Annotated in this window: 19 protein-coding genes and 1 tRNA gene; 4 read left to right on the top strand and 16 right to left on the bottom strand. The window is 65.9% G+C overall.

What is annotated here, in order from left to right; all coding sequences use genetic code 11:
- Window positions 1-122 precede the first annotated feature (122 nt).
- Window positions 123-1,184: an ABC transporter substrate-binding protein gene (locus tag BM060_RS17790; RefSeq protein WP_074981494.1), complete on the top strand. Its 1,062-nt coding sequence runs from the start codon at window positions 123-125 to the stop codon at window positions 1,182-1,184.
- An 849-nt stretch (window positions 1,185-2,033) separates the two neighbouring features.
- On the opposite strand, the gene BM060_RS17785 is transcribed toward BM060_RS17790, so the two are convergent.
- Window positions 2,034-2,954 (bottom strand): LysR family transcriptional regulator, encoded by a 921-nt coding sequence (locus tag BM060_RS17785; protein WP_043267523.1) that lies wholly within the window; start codon window positions 2,952-2,954, stop codon window positions 2,034-2,036.
- A gap of 346 nt (window positions 2,955-3,300) precedes the next feature.
- Between BM060_RS17785 and BM060_RS17780 the strand changes: the two genes are divergently transcribed.
- The 3 genes from BM060_RS17780 (at window position 3,301) to BM060_RS17770 (ending at window position 7,766) form a co-directional block, all read left to right on the top strand.
- Entirely contained in the window at window positions 3,301-5,697 is a 2,397-nt protein-coding gene (locus tag BM060_RS17780; RefSeq protein ID WP_135499986.1) for a TonB-dependent receptor, read from the top strand.
- Between the two features lie 60 nt (window positions 5,698-5,757).
- Window positions 5,758-6,660: a TauD/TfdA dioxygenase family protein gene (locus BM060_RS17775; protein ID WP_074981492.1), complete on the top strand. Its 903-nt coding sequence runs from the start codon at window positions 5,758-5,760 to the stop codon at window positions 6,658-6,660.
- Between the two features lie 221 nt (window positions 6,661-6,881).
- A complete protein-coding gene (locus BM060_RS17770) occupies window positions 6,882-7,766 on the top strand; it encodes a TauD/TfdA dioxygenase family protein (RefSeq protein WP_074981490.1) in 885 nt (294 codons plus the stop codon).
- 54 nt (window positions 7,767-7,820) lie between these two features.
- Here BM060_RS17770 and BM060_RS17765 read toward each other — a convergent pair.
- From BM060_RS17765 to aspS, 15 genes are all read right to left on the bottom strand, one after another.
- A tRNA-Lys gene (locus tag BM060_RS17765) sits at window positions 7,821-7,896 on the bottom strand.
- Window positions 7,897-7,955: 59 nt separating this feature from the next.
- Complete coding sequence (queC, locus tag BM060_RS17760; RefSeq protein ID WP_074981488.1) at window positions 7,956-8,630, bottom strand: 7-cyano-7-deazaguanine synthase QueC; 675 nt, start codon at window positions 8,628-8,630, stop codon at window positions 7,956-7,958.
- A 24-nt stretch (window positions 8,631-8,654) separates the two neighbouring features.
- Window positions 8,655-9,302 carry a 7-carboxy-7-deazaguanine synthase QueE gene (gene queE, locus BM060_RS17755; protein ID WP_174672447.1) on the bottom strand — a complete coding sequence of 216 codons (648 nt, stop codon included), beginning with the start codon at window positions 9,300-9,302 and terminating at the stop codon, window positions 8,655-8,657.
- Window positions 9,303-9,811: 509 nt separating this feature from the next.
- Window positions 9,812-10,636, bottom strand: coding sequence for a tol-pal system protein YbgF (gene ybgF, locus BM060_RS17750; RefSeq protein WP_074981483.1), 825 nt, complete (start codon window positions 10,634-10,636; stop codon window positions 9,812-9,814).
- A gap of 6 nt (window positions 10,637-10,642) precedes the next feature.
- Entirely contained in the window at window positions 10,643-11,149 is a 507-nt protein-coding gene (pal, locus tag BM060_RS17745; protein WP_009616943.1) for a peptidoglycan-associated lipoprotein Pal, read from the bottom strand.
- Between the two features lie 52 nt (window positions 11,150-11,201).
- Complete coding sequence (gene tolB / locus BM060_RS17740) at window positions 11,202-12,446, bottom strand: Tol-Pal system beta propeller repeat protein TolB (protein WP_218585322.1); 1,245 nt, start codon at window positions 12,444-12,446, stop codon at window positions 11,202-11,204.
- Window positions 12,447-12,499: 53 nt separating this feature from the next.
- On the bottom strand, window positions 12,500-13,552 hold the full coding sequence (gene tolA, locus BM060_RS17735) for a cell envelope integrity protein TolA (RefSeq protein ID WP_074981479.1): 1,053 nt from the start codon (window positions 13,550-13,552) through the stop codon (window positions 12,500-12,502).
- Between the two features lies 1 nt (window position 13,553).
- Window positions 13,554-14,018, bottom strand: a complete 465-nt coding sequence (gene tolR / locus BM060_RS17730; RefSeq protein WP_074981477.1) for a protein TolR — start codon at window positions 14,016-14,018, stop codon at window positions 13,554-13,556.
- 18 nt (window positions 14,019-14,036) lie between these two features.
- Entirely contained in the window at window positions 14,037-14,732 is a 696-nt protein-coding gene (gene tolQ / locus BM060_RS17725; RefSeq protein ID WP_009616939.1) for a protein TolQ, read from the bottom strand.
- A 1-nt stretch (window position 14,733) separates the two neighbouring features.
- Window positions 14,734-15,180, bottom strand: a complete 447-nt coding sequence (gene ybgC / locus BM060_RS17720; protein ID WP_074981475.1) for a tol-pal system-associated acyl-CoA thioesterase — start codon at window positions 15,178-15,180, stop codon at window positions 14,734-14,736.
- 52 nt (window positions 15,181-15,232) lie between these two features.
- Window positions 15,233-16,297, bottom strand: a complete 1,065-nt coding sequence (gene ruvB / locus BM060_RS17715; RefSeq protein WP_009616937.1) for a Holliday junction branch migration DNA helicase RuvB — start codon at window positions 16,295-16,297, stop codon at window positions 15,233-15,235.
- A 10-nt stretch (window positions 16,298-16,307) separates the two neighbouring features.
- Window positions 16,308-16,913, bottom strand: coding sequence for a Holliday junction branch migration protein RuvA (ruvA, locus tag BM060_RS17710; RefSeq protein WP_043267535.1), 606 nt, complete (start codon window positions 16,911-16,913; stop codon window positions 16,308-16,310).
- Window positions 16,914-16,939: 26 nt separating this feature from the next.
- Entirely contained in the window at window positions 16,940-17,464 is a 525-nt protein-coding gene (gene ruvC / locus BM060_RS17705) for a crossover junction endodeoxyribonuclease RuvC (protein WP_061561011.1), read from the bottom strand.
- An 84-nt stretch (window positions 17,465-17,548) separates the two neighbouring features.
- Window positions 17,549-18,295, bottom strand: a complete 747-nt coding sequence (locus BM060_RS17700; RefSeq protein WP_009616929.1) for a YebC/PmpR family DNA-binding transcriptional regulator — start codon at window positions 18,293-18,295, stop codon at window positions 17,549-17,551.
- A 65-nt stretch (window positions 18,296-18,360) separates the two neighbouring features.
- Window positions 18,361-20,139: an aspartate--tRNA ligase gene (aspS, locus tag BM060_RS17695; protein ID WP_116423076.1), complete on the bottom strand. Its 1,779-nt coding sequence runs from the start codon at window positions 20,137-20,139 to the stop codon at window positions 18,361-18,363.
- Window positions 20,140-20,160 lie beyond the last annotated feature (21 nt).

The following is a 20,160-nucleotide window of genomic DNA, read 5'->3' as shown; positions in this document are numbered from 1 at the left end:
GGCAGCGCGGATGCTGACTGACTTATCTCCATAAATTATTAAAAAATAAATTTTTATTATTTTATTAATCACCCGCGACCTGCCTTAGTGCCTTTCCCATTCCCCCGCAGGAGGCAGGCGCCATGAAGGCCCTCACCCACCAGTTGCTGTCGCTCTTCGCCGCCCCGGTGCTCGCCGGGCTGCTCGGTGCTTATGCCCCGTTCACCAGCGCCGCCGAGGCGCCGAAGGAAATCCGCATCGCCGTGCCCGACGTGGGCGCCGGGCAGAACCATTCCGGCGGCGGCCTCGTCGATGTGCTCTATACCCGCAAGCTGCTGGAGAAGGAGTTCGCCAAAGACGGCATCGAGATCAAGTGGACCCACTTCAAGGGCGCCGGCCCGGTGATCAACGAGGCCTTCGCCAACGGCCAGGTGGACTTCGCCTACCTCGGCGACCTGGCGGCCATCATCGGCAAGGCCAGCGGCCTGGACACCCGTCTGCTGGCCGCCACCGGGCGCGGCGTCAACCACTACCTGGGCGTGCAGCCGGGCTCGGGGATCAAGACCCTGGCCGACCTCAAGGGCAAGCGCGTGGGCATCTTCCGCGGCACCGCCAGCCAGCTGTCGTTCGACAACGCGCTGGCCAGCGCGGGTCTGAGCGAGAAAGACCTGAAGGTCATCAGCCTGGACTTCAACGCCGCCCTGGCGGCCCTCGCGGCCAAGCAGATCGACGCCACCTGGGGCCTGGCCGGCCTCTTCGCCCTGCGCGAGAAAGGCCTGGCGGAAATCCCCCTGAGCACCCGCGACCTCGGCGGCGCCGGCACCCTCCAGGCTGTGCTGATAGGCAACGGCGCCTTCGTCGACGCCCACCCGGAGATCACCCAGCGTCTGCTCAAGGTGGAACTGCAGGCCCTGGCCTGGGCCGGCGCCGAAGCCAACCACGCGGCCTTCATCGACCTGGTGTCGAACCAGGCCGGCTACCCGCCGATCATCCTGCAGACCGAATACAAGGACCGCCCACTGGCCGAGGCCCTGTCGCCACAGCTGGACGCCGGCTTCCTCGGCCAGCTCGACGCCTCGATCCAGGCGGCCAGGCAGTACGGCCTGATCCGCCGCGACTTCAAGGCCGCCGACTGGGCCAGGCCGGACTACCTGGCCGGCGCCGCGAGGCTGGCTGCGGCGCAGCCGGTGGCGCAGGTGCAGTGATTGAGCCCTCAGCGGCCTGAGAGCTCAATCGCGGATGGAGTTTGCCGGGGGCAGGGCTTTAGAGCGCCCTCTCCCCAACCCTCGGCTGCGCGCCCCGCCCTGAAGGGAGAGGGGGCTGTCCTGAGCGGCGTGTCAGTCAGGCGCCATCCTCCCACCCTCGTCATTCCCGCGAACGCGGGACGCGGCTCCATCGCGAACAGCGCTTGCGCTGGCCCGAAGGGGAATAACCCAGAGACGCCTTGTTTGGGTGTAGCGCGCCGCTCCGAGTCTGCGGAGATTTCTCGTTTCGCCCCCTCGGGCGAGTCACTTTGGCAATCGCCCCAAAGTAACCAAAACGCTTGCCCCGACATACGGGCCCGATGGAGCCGGGCTACCCTCACGAACTCCCCCGCCACGGAGGCCCGCCCCGAGGGTACGTCCCTGTAGCCCGCGGGGCTCTCGCGACATCCATGTCGCATGACCTCCTGAGCGCGGGTTTCGCTCGGCCTTCTGAAGGGGCGTTTCGGTGCGCGCGGATGTTTCTCTGGAAGTCCAAGAGCGAACGCGCTTTTGCTTTTGCTCTTCGTAGGAGCGAGCTTGCTCGCGAACCGCCCGTCACTGGGTTATTCCCCTTCGGGCCAGCGCAAGCGCTGTTCGCGATGGAGCCGCGTCCCGCGTTCGCGGGAATGACGGGGATAGATAGGAGTATCAGGATGACTCCGAACTCCCCACCCACTCCGAACAGCCCCCTCTCCCGCTTGCGGGAGAGGGCTGGGGAGAGGGCGCTCTTGAACCCAACCCCCACGTCACCGGTAACCACTGTTCGCGAGCAAGCTCGCTCCTACACCCAGCCCCCTCCCCGCAAACACTTCACGCCACCGCACTCCGCTCCTCCTCGTCCAACTCCACCAACATCTCGATCAACGCCCGCGCCGCCGCCGAAAGGCGGTAGCCGGTACGGCTGACGATCCCACAGCGCGCCTGCAGGCTGTCGATGTTATGCGGCAGATTGCGCAGATGCAGGCGCGCCACCTCGCCATTGGCCAGCGCATGGCGCAAACCATCCTCGCTGCCCACGCCGATGGCATCGGTCTGGCTGACGATGCGCACCAGCGAGCCCAGGTGCTCGCACTGGATGTTCGCCTGCAGGTCGCTCTTGCCGCTGAGGTTGGCCAGCAGCTTGCGGATGCCCGGCGGCATCCGCGCCGAGGCCAGCGGGTAGGCGAACAGATCGTTGGTGGACAGGCTCTCCTTGGCCAGCAGCGGATGCCCGCTGCGGCAGAAGAAGAAGCCCCGGCGCGGGCTCAGCGGCCGTGTCTGGAAGCCGGGGTCGGCCTCGAAGTGGCGGATGTCGGCGATGAAGAATTCGATCTCGTCGCGCAGCAGGCTGCGCGACAGGCGCTCCCAGTTGTCCACCTGGAAATCGATCTGCAGCCGCGGGTGGCGCCGGATCAGCCGCGCCACCGCATCGGGCACCAGTTTCTGCGCCGGCGCCGGCCCGCAGCCGAAGTGCAGCTCGCCGGCGTCCAGCTTGTTCAGCTGGGTGATTTCCTGGGTCAGGTTGGCCGCGCCCTGCACCAGGCGCAGCGCATGCTGCAGCACCACCTGGCCTTCCGGCGTGGGGCGCAGTTCCTTGCTGCCGCGGTCCACCAGCTGGCAGCCCAGCTCCTGCTCCAGGCCCTGGATGCTGCGGCTGAAGGCCGGCTGGGTGATGCCCATGGCATCGGCCGCGCGGACGAAACTGCGGTGTTCGGTGAGGGCGATGAAGTAACGCAGTTGGCGCAGATCCATGATGCTTTACCGGCATTGAAAATATTGGACAAAGGCATTTGCCGTCGGGGATGCGCTGGTTTTAAATGCAAGCTCTTATTCCGTCAACGAAGAATAAAACTTAAATTTATTCTTTTAAGAAATAAGAATATGCCCCTCGACCAGGAGCCCCCAATGGCCTTGCACCCTTTCGCCCCACGCCTGCTGCCGGCACGAATGCTTCCCTCTCGCGGCTGTAGCCGCTGAGCCCCGGCGTCGCCGGACGACGCCCACCGATTAGAAGAGAGCCGTTTCCGCCATGCCCCGCATGGCGCGGCCCCCTGTTGCCCGCGATCCGCCGGGCAGTGCCTGATGCAAGGAAAAGACGATGAGCCAGAGTGCTTCGCTGCAAACCCCGTTCACGCTGCGCCCCGGCCGATCCCGGCCCGGTGCCCCCGACTACGCCCTGGCCCTACTGCTCGCCCTGGGCGGCGCGCTGCCGCTGCAGGCCGCCGAGCAGGACGAGGCCAGCGCCACGCCCGAGGCCGCCAGCGCCGCCGACAAGGGCACCACCACCCAGGCCACCGCCCTGGGCAAGGTCACGGTCACCGCCCGGCGCCGCGAGGAAGACTCGCAGAAGGTGCCCACGCCGATCACCGTGCTCGACGGCGCCACCCTGGAGAACCAGCGCATCACCAAGGTGCAGGACCTGCAGCAGGTGCTGCCCAGCGTCAACGTCGCCTACATCCACGCCCGCCAGTCGAGCATCGCCGTGCGCGGCATCGGCAACAACCCGGCCAGCGACGGCCTGGAGGGCTCCGCCGGGGTCTACCTGGACAACGTCTACCTGGGCCGCCCGGGCATGGCTGTGTTCGACCTGCTGGACATCGAGCAGCTGGAACTGCTGCGCGGCCCGCAGGGCACCCTGTTCGGCAAGAACACCACCGCCGGCGTGCTGAACATCAGCACCCGCGCGCCGACCTTCACCCCCGAGCGCACGGTGGAGGTCTCCGGCGGCCAGGAAGGCTACTTCCAGGGCCGCGGTACCGTCTCCGGGCCGCTCACCGACGCGCTGGCCGGGCGCGTTTCCGCCTACCGCACGCGCAGCGACGGCTACATCACCAACATCCACGACGACAACAAGCTCAACGGCGGCGAGCGCCAGGGCATCCGCGGCCAGCTGCTGTACAAGCCCAGCGAGGACTTCAGCCTGCGCTGGATCAGCGAGTACAACGAGGAGGACTCCAGCAACGGCAGCATGGTGGTCTATGGCGCCGCCCCGCGCTTCTGGCAGCGCGCCGCGCTGGTCGGCGCCTCGCCGATCGCCGATCCGGACCGGCACAAGGTCAACATCGACAGCCGCCAGCACGTCAGCGTGCACCAGGGCGGCAGTTCGGTGGAGGCCAACTGGAAGCTGGCCAACGACTTCACCCTGACCTCCATCAGCGCCTACCGCTTCTGGAACTTCACCCCGGCCAACGACGAGCAGTTGAACGTCTCGGCGATCCGCAACACCGGGGTGGCGGTGCGCGACCGCCAGTTCTCCCAGGAAATCCGCCTGGCCTCGCCCACCGGCGGCGCCTTCGACTATGTGGTCGGCGCCTACGCGTTCAACCAGAACCTGGGCAACAAGACCTTCACCGACTACGGCCCCTTCGCCGACAGCTACCTGCTGGGCACCAACCTCAACGCCCTGAACGACACCTCCAGCAAGGCCAACGGCAAGATCGAGACGGACAGCTTCGCGCTCTTCTCCCAGGGCACCTGGCACCTCACCGACAAACTCGACTTCACCGCCGGCCTGCGTGGCACCTACGAGGAGAAGGACGCCAAGGTGAAGCGCTACGCGCCGGTGGGCGGTGCGCCCGTGAGCGGCGCCGGCGCGGTGGTGCGCAACGGCCAACTGGGCGCCTACGATTCCGGCGACCTCAGCGTCTACAGCTTCGCCCCCTCGGCACTGCTCAGCCTGAGCTACCAGTTCAGCGACGAGCTGCTGGGCTATGCCTCGCTGTCCCACGGCGAGAAGTCCGGCGGGGTGAACCTGGCGGTGGCCAGCGCGCCGACCGCTGGCGCCGACTCACTGCTGGTCGGCCCGGAACGCGCCAACGATGCAGAACTGGGGATCAAGTCGACGCTGCTCGACCGCCGCCTGCAGCTCAACGCCAACATCTTCTGGACCGGCATCCACGGCTACCAGGCCACCACCCTGTACCAGCCGGCCGGCTCCACCCAACTGGTGCAGGTGCTGTCCAACGCCGGCAGCGTGCGCTCCCGCGGCCTGGAGCTGGAGGCCACCGCCCTGCCGCTGCGCGGCCTGACGCTGAACTTCAACGGCTCCTACAACGACGTCAGCTACCTGTCGTTCAAGGACGCCCCGTGCCCGGCGGAGATCAGCACCCAGCCCGGCGCCCCGGCCAGCTGCGACCTCACCGGCAAGCGCGTGGTCGGCGCCTCGAAATGGATCGCCAACCTCAACGGCGAATACAAGTGGCAGTTGGCCAACCGCTTCGAGCCCTACGTCAACGCCAGCTATTCGTACCGCTCCGAGGCCGAGGGCACCCTGGACGATTCCGAACTCTCGAAGATCCCCGGCTACGGCCTGGCGAACTTCTCCGTGGGCGTGCGCCACGACCTCGGCGACGGCCAGCTGGACGCCTCGGTGTGGCTGAAGAACGCCTTCGACAAGGACTACTACCTGGCCGCCTTCGCCAGCATCAACGGCTCCTACACCGCCTCGGTGGGCCAGCCGCGCACCCTGGGCGCCTCGGTCCGCTACGACTTCTGATCCCACTCGCCGCCCCGCGCGGCTCCTTGCAGTACCACCTACAGCAATGAGGAACACGAGATGAGCAACGCAGCACAAGCCATTCAACCCGCCGTACAACTCGACATCCACCCGGTGGCCGGGCGCATCGGCGCCGAGATCCGCGGGGTGACGCTTTCCGGCCAGCTGGATACAGCCACGGTCGAGGCCATCCAGGCCGCCCTGGTGAAGCACAAGGTGATTTTCTTCCGCGGCCAGAGCCAGCTCGACGACCAGGGCCAGGAAGCCTTCGCCAAGCTGCTCGGCGAGCCGGTGGCGCACCCGACGGTGCCGGTGCGCGACGGCACCGAATACCTGCTCGAACTGGACGGCGCCGAAGGCCGCCGGGCCAACTCCTGGCACACCGACGTGACCTTCGTCGAGGCCTACCCGAAGGCCTCGATCCTGCGCAACGTGGCGGCCCCGGAAGCCGGTGGCGACACCGTCTGGGCCAACACCGCGAGCGCCTACGACGACCTCAGCGACGAACTCAAGGCCCTGGCCGACAAGCTCTGGGCGGTGCACAGCAATGAATACGACTACGCCGCCATCAAACCCAACGCCGACCCGGCGCGCCTGGAGCAGTACCGCAAGGTGTTCACCTCCACCGTCTACGAGACCGAGCACCCGGTGGTGCGCGTGCACCCCGTCAGCGGCGAACGCAACCTGCTGCTGGGGCACTTCGTGAAGCGCCTGAAGGGCCTGTCGCAGCACGACTCCCAGCACCTCTTCGCGGTGCTGCAGAGCCACGTCACCCGCCTGGAGAACACCGTGCGCTGGCGCTGGCAGGCCGGCGACGTGGCCATCTGGGACAACCGCGCCACCCAGCACTACGCGGTGGACGACTACGGCACCCAGCCGCGCATCGTGCGGCGTGTGACCTTGGCCGGTGAGGTGCCGGTGGGGGTGGATGGGCAGCGGAGCCGGACTGTCAGGAAAGTTTGAGTCCTGATTCTCAAGAGCCCCCTCTCCCTAACCCTCTCCCTGAAGGGAGAGGGGACCGTTCAGAGTACTCGGATATTTCAGAGTCAGCCGGCAGCACCGTTGGTTTCCGACTGAAAGCGTTCCTTCTCTTGGCACGGACAAGCCCCCTCTCCCTTCAGGGCGGGGCGCGCAGCCGAGGGCTGGGGAGAGGGCAACCCAAACCCGATACGGAGCACCCAAGCATGAGCCAATCCTCCGCCCTGAAGATCACCCCCGAACCCTTCACCATCATCCCCCTCGACGCCCCGCTGGGCGCCGAGGTCCGCGGCCTGGACGCACGCCAGCCGCTGACGCCCGAGCAGATTCTGGCGATCAAGCAGGCCCACCGCGACCACCACATTCTCATCTTCAGGAACCAGCAACTGGACGATCGGCAGTACCTGAATTTCGCCACCCTGTTCGGCGCGGTGTTCCAGCCGCCGGCGGACGTGCCGGTGCTGTCTTCCGGCGTCGACGGCAAGGCCCCGGACATCGTCAAGGTGGCCAATACCGGCGATGGCGAACTGGGCAACTTCGCCCTGCCCGCGCACATCGACCACCAGTGGACGCCGCTGCCCTCCTCCGGCTCCTTCCTCTACGCGCTGGAAGTGCCGAGCCAGGGCGGCGAAACCCTGTTCACCAACCTGGCGCTCGCCTACCAGAGCCTGGACGCAGCCACGCGCAAGGAAATCGACGACCTGCGGCTGGTCAGCTACAACCCCTTCGTGCGCCTGAAGAACGGCTATTCGGGCGGCTTCATCACCTACCGCACCCCGGACATCGAGCCGATCCAGGGCACCGAGCACCCGCTGGTGCGCACCCATCCGGAAAGCGGCAAGCGCGTGCTCTACCTCAGCGTCCACACCGAAGTGGAAATCCCCGGCCATGAGCCGCAGCAGGGCAAGGCCCTGGTCGAGCGCCTGCGCGCCCACCTGCAGAAGCCGGAGCTGATCTACAGCCACAAATGGCAGGTCGGCGACATCGTCTGGTGGGACAACCAGGCCACCCTGCACGGCCGCAACGCCTTCCCGGCCAGCGAGCGGCGCCGCCTGAAGCGCATCAGCCTGGGCGGCAGCCGGCCGTTCTGAGTTTCCCGCGGGCAAAGAAAAAGCCCCTGGCCGATGGCCAGGGGCTTTGCGAAGTGGTGGGTCGTGTAGGATTCGAACCTACGACCAATTGGTTAAAAGCCAACTGCTCTACCGACTGAGCTAACGACCCAACGCGAGGCGTATAATACTGATTTCTAACGCAAAAACAACACCTTTACGAAAAATTTTTCAGAAATATCGCGTAGGGTCTGAAATTCCCGCCGCGGCGAAGCCTTCGGCGCGCAGACGGCAGCTGTCGCACTTGCCGCAGGCGCGGCCTGCATCGTCCGCCTGGTAGCAGCTCACGGTGAGCGCGTAGTCCACGCCGCGGGCCACGCCGGCCTGGATGATCTGCGCCTTGGAGAGGAACTGCAGCGGCGCCTGGATGCGGAAACCATCGCCTTCCACCCCGGCCTTGGTGGCCAGGTTGGCCATGCGCTCGAAGGCCTCGACGAACTCGGGGCGGCAGTCCGGGTAGCCGGAATAGTCCACGGCGTTGACGCCGATGAAGATGTCCCGCGCACCGAGCACCTCGGCCCAGCCCAGGGCCAGGGAAAGGAACACGGTGTTGCGCGCCGGCACGTAGGTCACCGGGATGCCCTCGCTGGGCGCCTCGGGCACGGCGATGCTGCTGTCGGTCAGCGCCGAGCCGCCGATGCCGTTGAGGTTCAGGCCGATGACCTTGTGCTCTACCACGCCCAACTGGCGGGCCACGCGTTCGGCGGCCTGGAGTTCGGCGCGGTGGCGCTGGCCATAGTCGAAGCTCATGCTGTAGCAGGCGTAGCCCTCGGCCTTGGCCATGGCTACCACGGTGGCGGAGTCGAGCCCGCCGGAGAGCAGGATGACGGCTTTCTTCTGAGTCATGTGGTTACCCTTCCCGTCCGCGTCTCAGCGGCCCGGTTCGTCGTTCCAGAGGATCTTGTGCAGTTGCATCTGGAAGCGCACCGGCAGGTTGTCGGCGACTATCCAGTCGGCCAGCTCGCGCGGCGCCAGCTGGTGATGACTCGGCGAGAACAGCACTTCGCCGGCGCGCTCGTCGAGGCGGTATTCGATCAGCTTGGACACCGCCCAGTCGTAGTCCTCGCGGGAGCAGAGGACGAACTTGACCTGGTCGTTGCCGGTGAGCTCGGCGATGTTCTCGTAGCGGTTGCGGCGCACCTCGCCGGAGCCGGGGGTCTTCAGGTCGAGCACCCGGCTGACGCGACGGTCGGTGGCGGCGATGTCCAGCGCGCCGCTGGTCTCCAGGGATACCGAGTAACCGGCGTCGCACAGGCGTTGCAGCAGCGGCAGGCAGTTGGGCTGCGCCAGCGGCTCGCCGCCGGTGACGCAGACGTAGCGCGGCCGGTAGCCGGCGACGGTTTCGAGGATGCTGTCCAGGCTGCGGATCTCGCCGCCACTGAAGGCGTAGGCGGAGTCGCAGTACTGGCAACGCAGGGGGCAGCCGGTCAGGCGCACGAACACGGTCGGCAATCCGACGGTGCGCGCTTCCCCCTGCAACGAGTAGAAGATCTCGGTGATTCGCAGGGTCTGTTGCATATCAGCCACGGGCGTGACGGCTACACAGGCCATCCGCCTCCGTTGCGGTGTAATCGAACGAACGCCAGGCGTTCGGGAATTCCCGGGCGGGCAGACATCAGCCGAGCTGAAACCACTCCGCGGCTCCGGGTGGCGGCGATTCTAACGGAAAACCAGGTGTTCGGCGCGCAGAGTCGTTCGTTCGGGTGTAACGGGCGGGCACGCTTTTCGTAGGGGCTAGGCTGTTCGTGCCACCGGGGCGTCCGGCGTGGCCGGTGAATCCAATCGCGGACAAAGTCCGCCCCTACGCCCGTGCTTCCCTGGAACCGTAGGAGCGGACTCCGTCCGCGATCCGGCGGATAACGCCGTAGGCGCTATGCGCCCTACGCAGAAACCTACGGGTGAGGATCAGAGCGCGGGATAAAGGTTCGCGAGCAAGCTCGCTCCTACAGGAGGAGCATGCCCGGCAGGAATGAAAAACGCCGTTTCCCCCTGCTGGAAGAAACGGCGTTTTCAGATGAACACGAGGCTTACTTGAGGCTCTTCAGGTCCCGCTGGGCCAACTGGGCGGCGGAGCTGCCCGGGTACTGGGCGACCACCTGCTGGAGAATGCCACGGGCCTTGTCGCTGTTGCCCAGACGGCGCTCCACGTCGGCCAGCTTGTACAGCGAGTCCGGCACCTTGGGGCTGCTCGGATAGGCCTGGCTGACCTTGGCGAAGGCCTGGCCGGCGCCCTGCAGGTCACCCTTGGCCAGGTTCACCTCGCCCAGCCAGTACTGCGCGTTGCCGGCGTACTGGCTGCTGGGGTATTTGCGCAGGAAGGCGCCGAAGGCCTGGCTGGCCTTGTCGAAGTCCTTGGCCTTGATCAGGTCGAAAGCCGCGTCGTAGTAGAGCTTCTCTTTCGCCGGATCGCCCGGCTCGCTGCTCGCGGGCTGGGCCTGTTGCTGCTGGGCGGCAGCGGCGCCGGCCGCTGCACCCGCACCGGCGGCGCTGCCGTCGGTGGAGGGGTTCTGGGCTGCCGGAGCGGAGGAAAGGCGGCGGTCGAGGTCCTGATAACGCTCGAGGCTTTCCTGCTTCAGCTGCTGGATCTGGTTCTGCTGTTCTTCGAGGGTGCCGCGCAGGCGGGCGATCTCGTCCTGCATCTGCTGCAGTTGCAGGAACAGCTGGGCTTGCCCGGAGACGGGAGCGGCCGAAGCCGCCCCGCCACCGGCATAAGCACCATCAGCACCTGCGGTGCCGTACCCCGCGGGCGGCGCGCTGGCGTAGCCGCCATCGTTACCATCCACCACCGGAACCGCGGCCGCCGCCATCAGCGGCAGGCCGCAGACCATCAAGGTCAGGAGTCGCAGGCGCATAGGGTCTTACTTCTTCAGCTCAACGCGACGGTTCTGAGCCCAGGACTGTTCGTCGTGGCCGGTGGCAACCGGACGCTCTTTACCGTAGGAAACCAGTTCCAGCTGAGCCGGGGACACGCCCTGCAGTACCAGGTAGCGCTGAACGGCCTTGGCGCGACGCTCACCCAGAGCCATGTTGTACTCGCGGGTGCCGCGTTCGTCGGTGTGGCCTTCCAGGACGACGTGCTGGCCGCTGCCTTTCAGGTCCTTGGCGTGTACGTCCAGAGCGCGCATGGCTTCCGGCTTCAGGTCGGAGCTGTCGTACTCGAAGTAGAAGGTGGTGATCGCACGCAGAGCGGCTTCGTCGCTCAGGCTGCCGTCAACGGCACCGCTGTTGGCGCCGTAGCCAGCGTTCGGGTCAACGCCGCCATTGGCGCCTTCACCAGTAGCATCGCCTTTCTTGGACGAGCAACCTACGGCTACGGCCATGGCGAGGGCGATAACGGCAAATTTGCCGAATTTCAGCATTTCCATCATGTAACTCCTAATGAACCCCAGTGTATAAGTTTGGAACAGTTGGCAACCGTCAGTTCAGGTAAGGGGACCAGGATGGCTCGCGCACGTCGCCCTGAGCGGTGGGTAGCGGTAACCGAACACGTCCGTTGATGCTGGCGAGCATCAACACGCCCCGGTCCTGCTGGCGGGTGGCGTATATTAGCATCGTGCCATTTGGCGCAACAGTGGGCGAATCGTTGAGCGTGGTGTTCGAAAGCACCCGCAGATTGCCGCGTTGCAGGTCCTGGGCGGCGATCTGGAAGTTGGTGAAACCTTCCTGGCGGTGGACCATCACCAGGGTCTTCTCGTCGGCCGAGAGTTTCGGGTTGGCGTTGTAGTTGCCGGTGAAGGTCACGCGGTCGGTGGCGCCGCTGTTCACGTTCATCTTGTAGATCTGCGGCTTGCCGCCACGGTCCGAGGTGAAGTACAGGGTCGAGCCGTCCTTGCCCCAGAAGGGCTCGGTGTCGATGGCCGCGTTGTTGGTCAGGCGGCGCAGCTGGCGCGAGCCCAGGTCCATCAGGTAGATCTCCGGGTTGCCGTCGCGCGACAGCACCAGGGCCAGGCGGTTGCCGTCCGGGGAGAACGCCGGGGCGCCGTTGAGGCCTTCGAAGTTGGTCAGCTGCTCGCGGCGGCCGGTATCCACGTACTGCATGAAGATGCGCGGGCGCTTCTGCTCGAAGGACACGTAGGCGATGCGCCGGCCGTCGGGCGAGAAGCGCGGCGAGAGGATCGGCTCGCGCGACTGCAGCAGGGTCACCGGGCGGGCGCCGTCGTAGTCGGCGCGCTGCAGGGTGAAGCGGGTGTTGTCGGCGGAGAAGCGCTCGGCGGTCACGTAGAGCAGCTTGGTGGAGAAGGCGCCCTTGATGCCGGTGAGCTTCTCGAACGACTGGTCGGCGATGAAGTGCGACATGTCGCGCAGCTGCTCGACGCTGCCGCCGACGCTGCCGGTGACGATCTGCTGCTGGGTGGCGACGTTGAACAGGCCGTACTGCACCTGCAGGCGGCCGCCGGCCGGGGTGATGTTGCCGATCAGCACGTATTGCGCGCCCAGGGCCTGCCAGTCGCGGTAGATCACCTCGCTGGCCTGGGCCGGCAGGCTGATCATGTTCTGCCGCGGGATCGGCTCGAAGTAGCCGGAGTTGCGCAGGTCGTTGCCGATGATGTTGGCCATGTCGTCGGGCAGGACGTTGCCGCCCTGCCAGCCGAAGGGCACCACGGCGATCGGCACGGCGCGATCGGCGCCGCTGGTCACCAGAATGTTCTTCTCATCTGCCATCGCCACGCTTGCCACGCAGAGCAGGGCGACGAGCAATCCTCTGAAAATCTTGATCACAGCGTGAGGTCCTCAGGCGTGAAGGTCATCTTGAAGGAACGGTAGGGATTGAAGTCCTTGGGACTCAGGCCCTGCATTTCAGTAATGCGACCGACGTTCCTCACGGCATTCACCGCGGAACTGTCGAACGCCTTGTCGCCGCTGGAGCGGACGACGGTCGCATTGGTGATGGTGCCATCGGGCAGCATGTTGATCTGCACGGTAACACTCATGCCGTTACGGGCCGATGGCGGACGCGACCAGCCCTCGGATACCCGCGAGCGGATCAGGTCGTCGAAGTTGCCTGCCACCTCGTTGCCCTGTTCGTCGGCCAGGGCCTGCTGCCGCTGCGTGTCGTCGGACAGCAGTTCGGCCAGGGCCTGGGCCTTCTTGTCTTCCTGAGCCTTCTTCGCCGCAGCCTGGGCAGCAGCCTTCTTCTTCGCGGCGTCGGCGGCCGCCTTCTTCTTGGCGTCCTCCGCGGCGGCGAGTTTCTTGGCCTGCTCCTCGGCTTTCTTCCTGGCCTCTTCGGCAGCCTTCTTCTTGGCCTCCTCCGCGGCTTGTTTCTTGGCTTCTTCCTCGGCTTGCTTCTTGGCCTCTTCCTCGGCCTTCTTCTTGGCGATGTCGGCCTGCTGCTTCTGCGCCGCAGCCTTGGCCTCGGCCGCCTTCTTGGCGGCGTCTGCGGCCTTCTTCGCCTCGGCGGCCTTGGCTGCTTCCGCAGCTTTCTCGGCCTCCGAAGCCTTTCGAGCCTCATCGGCTTTCTTTTGTTCCGCAGCTTTCGCTTCGGCTATGGCTTGCTGCTCGACCTTCTTTTGCTCCAGCTGTTCCTGTTCGTACTGCTTGGCAGAGGTCTTCTTCGCCTCCCCGGCGATCTTCTGGTTGGTCTGCTGCGTGGCCTGGCTCTTGGATTTGAGCTGGTAGAGCGTGGCCTGGACGATCGGACGCGCAGGCGGCAGCTCGGGCGTCATGGCCCAGCTGACGAAAAGCATCGCGAAAATCAGGACGTGCAGCGCTACCGCCAGTACGACCGGCCAGAAGTAGCTTTCCGATGGAGAGCGTTCGAGTTGGTGCATATCAGGTTCCGGGCGCCTCGGTGATCAGCCCGACGTTACCCACACCGGCCTTCTGCAATCCGCCCATGACAGCCATGACGGAGCCGTAGTCGACAGCCTTGTCGCCACGCACGAAGACCTGCACTTTCTTACCCTGACGGCTGTTCTCGGCCATGATGCCGGTGGCTGCGCTCACCAGCTGGTCGAGATTGATCGCGGTCTGACTGCCCTTGCCCTGGTCGGGATCGACTTCCGAACCCATGTTCCAGTAGTAGGTCTTGTCGGCCTTGATCGATATGGTCAGCACCCGCGAATCGTTGTCCTGCGGGAGCACTTCGCTGGAAACCTTGGGCAAATCGACCTTGACCCCCTGGTTCAGCATCGGTGCGGTCACCATGAAAATGACCAGCAGTACCAGCATCACGTCGATGTATGGCACCACGTTCATTTCCGCGACCGGCTTGCGTTTATGACGGACCCTTGCCATGTCGGCTTACCTCTCTGGTCAATCGTCGCTGGCGTGGACTTTGCGGTGCAGGATGGCCTGGAACTCGTCGGCGAAGGTGTAGTAGCGGCCGATCAGCATTTCCGAACGCGCGGCGAAGCGGTTATAGGCGATGACTGCGGGGATCGCTGCGAACAGGCCGATGGCGGTGGCGACCAGGGCCTCGGCGATGCCGGGGGCGACGGTGGCCAGGGTGGCCTGCTGCACGGCGGCCAGGCCGCGGAAGGAGTTCATGATGCCCCAGACGGTGCCGAACAGGCCGATGTACGGGCTGGTGGAACCGACGGTGGCGAGGAACGGCAGGCTGGTTTCCAGCTTCTCTTCCTCACGGGAGATGGCCACGCGCATGGAACGGGCCACGCCTTCCATCACCGCGTCCGGGTCGACGCCGGGCTGCTGGCGCAGGCGCGAGAATTCCTTGAAGCCGGCACGGAAGATCTGCTCCACGCCCGAGTCCGGGTCGGGGTTGCTGCCGGCCTGGCGGTACAGCTTGGACAGGTCGATGCCCGACCAGAAGCGTTCTTCGAAGCCATCCAGGGCTTTCTTGGCCGAGCGCATCATATTGCTGCGCTGGAAGATCATGATCCAAGAAGTGACCGAGGCGGCCACCAGGGTGAGCATGACCAGCTGCACCACGATACTGGCGTTGCTGATCAGGCTCCACATGGAGGTATGGTCGACGACGTTCGGTTCCACGTTATTCTCCTGCTGAAAGGGTGTCCGGAGTGCCGGCAAATGCCGCACGCAACACTTCGGGGATGGCGCGGGGCCTGAGGTTGTCGGCCCGTACGCACGCCACCAGGAAGCGGCCCTCGCATAGCAAGGCCGAATCCGACGCTCGACGAACCTGTTGACGGAAACGCAGGCTCGCGCGGTTCAACTCCTCGACCTCGGCGCTGACGACCAGTTCGTCGTCCAGGCGGGCCGGCGCGTGGTAGCGCGCTTCGGCCGAATGAACGACGAAAAGCAGGTTCTCACCTGCCAGCTGGGATTGGGCGAAGCCCAGAGCCCGCAGCCGCTCGGTGCGAGCCCGCTCCATGAACTTGAGGTAGTTGACGTAGTAGACGATGCCGCCTGCATCGGTGTCCTCGTAATAGACCCGGAATCGATGCTCGAACGGCTGACCCCCGTGTTGCGCGCGCATACTCTAGAACCAAGTTGGGGCTTTGCCAATCGGCAATCAGCCACAAATGCAATTAATTACCATCTTCAGGGGAGAAAAGATCCGGCATCGCCCCCTCACCCATCCGCTTCGGCAGTTTCAGGCCGAAATGCAGGTACGCATGCCGGGTGACGACCCGTCCCCGCGGCGTGCGCATGATATAGCCTTGCTGGATCAAATAGGGCTCCAGCACGTCCTCGATCGTATGTTTTTCTTCGCCGATGGCCGCGGCGATGTTGTCCAGCCCCACCGGCCCGCCGTCGAACTTGTCGATCATGGTCAGCAGTAGACGCCGGTCCTGGTGGTCGAAGCCACGTTCGTCGACGTCCAGCAGGTTCAGCGCCTTGTCCGCCACCTCGCTGCTGATCGCCCCGCTGGCGCGCACCTCGGCGAAATCGCGCACGCGGCGCAGCAGGCGGTTGGCGATGCGCGGCGTGCCGCGGGCGCGGCGGGCGATCTCGAAGGCGCCGGCCGGGTCCATGTCCAGGCCGAGGATGCCGGCCGAACGGGCGACGATGGTCGCCAGGTCGTCGACGCTGTAGAACTCCAGGCGCTGGACGATGCCGAAGCGGTCGCGCAGCGGGTTGGTCAGCATGCCGGCGCGGGTGGTGGCGCCGACCAGGGTGAAGGGCGGCAGGTCGAGCTTGATGGAGCGCGCCGCCGGCCCTTCGCCGATCATGATGTCGAGCTGGAAGTCTTCCATCGCCGGGTACAGCACTTCTTCGACGATGGGCGAGAGGCGGTGGATCTCGTCGACGAAGAGCACGTCGCCCGGCTCGAGATTCGTCAGCAACGCGGCGAGATCGCCCGGGCGCTCCAGCACCGGGCCGGAAGTGCTCTTGATGGCCACGCCCATCTCCTGGGCGATGATGTTCGCCAGGGTGGTCTTGCCCAGGCCCGGCGGGCCGAAGATCAGCGTGTGGTCCAGGGCCTCCTTGCGGCCGCGGGCGGCGCTGATGAACAGCTCCATCTGCTCGCGCACGCTGGGCTGGCCGATGTAGTCGGACAGGCTCAGCGGGCGGATGGCGCGGTCCAGTTGCTCCTCGCGCTCGCGAGGGCCGGCGGTGGCGGCCGAGATCAGGCGATCGGTCTCGATCATGCGCGGCTACCTAGACCATGCCCTTGAGCGAGCGGCGGATGAGTTCTTCGCTGGACAAATCTTTTTCCTCCACGGCGGCCACGGCGCGGCTCGCCTCCTGAGGTTTGAAGCCTAGCGCGATCAGCGCGCTGACGGCATCGGCCTCGGCGCTTGAGACTGTTGCGGCCAGTTTCGGTTCCGTCACCAGGGGGGCGATGGTCGGCATGTTCTCCCAGGCCTTGAAGCGGTCCTTGAGCTCCACCAGCAGGCGCTCGGCGGTCTTCTTGCCGACCCCGGGGATCTTCACCAGGGTGGAAGTATCCTGCGCCTGCACGCAACGCACCAGCTCATCCACTTCCAGGCCCGACATCAGGGCCAGGGCCAGCTTGGGGCCGACGCCGTTGAGGCGGATCAGCTCGCGGAACAGCTCGCGCTCGCGCTTCTCGGCGAAGCCGTAGAGCAGGTGGGCATCTTCGCGCACCACCAGGTGCGTGTGCAGGGTCACCGGCTCGCCGAGGGCGGGCAGGCGATAAAGGGTGGTCATCGGCACTTCCAGCTCGTAGCCGATGCCGTTGACGTCGAGGATCAGGTGCGGCGGCTGCTTTTCCGCCAGGGTGCCACGCAGGCGTCCAATCACGGCTCAGGGTCCTTGCAGGTTGTCGGTCAAAGGCGCAGGCGCCCGCCGCGGCGGCGCGCGGTGGACAGGCCATGGGGCACCAGGCTCTGCCGGGTGTGGGCGTGGCACAGGGCGATGGCCAGGGCGTCGGAGGCGTCGATCTGCGGTTTCTGCGTCAGTTTCAGCAGGTGCATGACCATCATCTGGACCTGCAGCTTGTCGGCCCCGCCGGTGCCGGCGATGGCCTGCTTGACCTGGCTGGCGGTGTATTCGGCGATTTCCAGCCCCTCCTCCGCCGCCGCGACTATGGCCGCGCCGCGGGCCTGGCCGAGCTTGAGCGCGGAGTCGGCGTTGCGCGCCATGAACACCTGCTCGATGCCCATCATGGTCGGGTGGTAGGTCTGGATGACCTCGCGCACGCCGCGGAAGACGATCTGCAGGCGTTCGTGCAGGGCGCCGCTGCCGGTGCGGATGCAGCCGGAGGCAACGTATTCGCAGCCGCGGCCGGTGTCCCTCACCACGCCGAAGCCGGTGATGCGCGAGCCGGGGTCGATGCCTAGGATCAGGGTCATATGCCGGAAACCAAAAGCCGGAAGCCGGAGCGGTCGAATCCGACGGCTCCGGCTTCCGGCGCGAGGCCCATGTCGGGGATGGCGTCAGCCAAGCTGCGCCATCACCTCTTCGGGGATGTCCGCGTTTGAATAGACGTTCTGTACGTCGTCCAGGTCCTCGAGCATGTCGATCAGCTTGAGCACCTTCTGCGCGGTCTCCAGGTCCAGGGTCGCGGTGGTCGAGGGGATCATCGAGATCTCCGCCTCCTCGCCCTTGAAGCCGGCGGCGGTCAGCGCCTCGTTCACCGCGATGAAGTCGGCGAAGCTGGTGAAGACGTCGATGGAGCCATCGTCGTTGGTCACCACGTCGTCGGCGCCGGCCTCCAGGGCCGCTTCCATCAGGGCATCCTCGTCGACGCCGGGGGCGAAGCTGATCTGCCCCTTGCGGTCGAACATGTAGGCCACCGAGCCATCGGTGCCGAGGTTGCCGCCGCACTTGCTGAAGGCGTGACGCACTTCCGCCGCGGTGCGGTTGCGGTTGTCGGTCATGGCCTCGACGATGATTGCCACGCCGCTGGGCGCGTAACCTTCGTAGGTCAGTTCTTCCATGTTGTCCGCGTCGTTCGAGCCGGCGCCACGGGCGATGGCTCGATCGATGGTGTCGCGGGTCATGTTGGCAGTCAGCGCCTTGTCCACGGCCAGGCGCAGACGCGGGTTGTCAGCCGGGTTGCCGCCGCCCTGCTTGGCGGCGACCGTCAGTTCGCGGATCAGCTTGGTGAAGATCTTCCCGCGCTTGGCGTCCTGACGCTCCTTGCGGTGCTTGATGTTGGCCCATTTGGAATGACCAGCCATAACTCACTCCGTCTAGCTTGTTGCGGCGGCGGCGCAGGCTGTGCGCCGCCGCGGTTCATCTGGAATTACTCGGCGGCCTTCTGCTGCTCGCGCAGGCGGATGTGCAGCTCGCGCAGGGCCTTGCCGTCCACGGTGCCCGGAGCCTGGGTCATGACGTCGCCGGCGCTCTGGGTTTTCGGGAAGGCGATCACTTCGCGGATCGACGCGGCGCCGGTCATCAGCATCACCAGGCGGTCCAGGCCGAAGGCCAGGCCGCCGTGCGGTGGGGCACCGTACTTGAGGGCGTCGAGGAGGAAGCCGAACTTCTCTTCCTGCTCCGCATCATCGATGCCCAGCACGCGGAACACCGCCTGCTGCATGGACTTGTCGTGGATACGGATGGAACCACCGCCCAGCTCGGTGCCGTTGAGCACCATGTCGTAGGCGCGGGACAGCGCGGCGGCCGGGTTGGCCTCCAGCTCTTGCGGGCTGCACTTGGGCGAGGTGAACGGGTGGTGCAGCGAGGTCAGGCTGCCGTCGTCGTTCTCTTCGAACATCGGGAAGTCCACGACCCACATCGGCGCCCACTCCTTGGTGAGCAGCTTGAGGTCATGGCCGACCTTGATGCGCAGCGCGCCCAGGGCGTCACAGACGACTTTCGCCTTGTCGGCGCCGAAGAACACGATGTCGCCATCCACGGCGCCGACGCGATCGAGGATCACGTTGAGGTTGGCCTCGGGGATGAACTTGACGATCGGCGACTGCAGGCCCTCGACGCCCTTGGCGCGCTCGTTGACCTTGATGTAGGCCAGGCCCTTGGCGCCGTAGATGCCGACGAACTTGGTGTAGTCGTCGATCTGGCTACGCGGCATGGACGCGGCGCCCGGAACGCGCAGGGCAGCGACACGGCCTTTCGGATCGTTGGCCGGGCCGGAGAAGACCTTGAACTCGACTTCCTTGAGCTGGTCGGCGACGTCCACCAGTTCCAGCGGGATGCGCAGGTCCGGCTTGTCCGAGCCATAGCGGCGCATGGCCTCTTCGAAGGGCATGTGCGGGAATTCGTCGAACTCCACGTCCAGCACTTCCTTGAACAGCTGGCGCACCATCTTCTCGGTGATGGCGATGATGTCGCTCTCGTCGAGGAAGCTGGTCTCGATGTCGATCTGGGTGAATTCCGGCTGGCGGTCGGCGCGCAGGTCCTCGTCGCGGAAGCACTTGGCGATCTGGTAGTAGCGGTCGAAGCCGGCGACCATCAGCAGTTGCTTGAACAGCTGCGGCGACTGCGGCAGGGCGAAGAAGTGGCCCGGGTAGGTGCGGCTGGGCACCAGGTAGTCGCGTGCGCCCTCGGGGGTCGGGCGGCCGAGGATCGGCGTCTCGACGTCGAGGAAGCCGTTGTCGTCCAGGTAGCGGCGGATGCTGCTGGTGATGCGCGCGCGCAGCTTCAGCTTGGCGGCCATTTCCGGGCGGCGCAGGTCGATGAAGCGGTAGCGCAGGCGGGTTTCCTCGCCCACATCGGAATATTCGTCCAGCGGGAACGGCGGAGTCTCAGCCTGGTTCAGCACATCCAGTTCGTAGCCCAGCACCTCGATGGCGCCGGAGGCCATGTTCGAGTTGCGTGCGCCTTCCGGACGCATGCGCACCTTGCCGGTGACCTTGACCACGTACTCGCTGCGCACGCGGTCGGCCTTGGCGAAGGTCTCGGCGCGATCCGGGTCGAACACCACCTGGGCCAGGCCTTCGCGGTCACGGATGTCGAGGAAGATCACCCCGCCGTGGTCGCGGCGGCGGTGCACCCAACCGCAAAGCGTGACTTCCTGGCCGTCCAGGCTCTCGTTCAATTGGCCGCAATAGTGGCTGCGCATCATGGTGTGTTTCGCTTCTCGCAA

This window comes from Pseudomonas citronellolis (assembly GCF_900112375.1).
Lineage (GTDB): Bacteria > Pseudomonadota > Gammaproteobacteria > Pseudomonadales > Pseudomonadaceae > Pseudomonas > Pseudomonas citronellolis.
The sequence above is the reverse complement of the archived record's forward strand: the minus strand, read 5'-3'. Positions and strand labels throughout refer to the sequence as shown.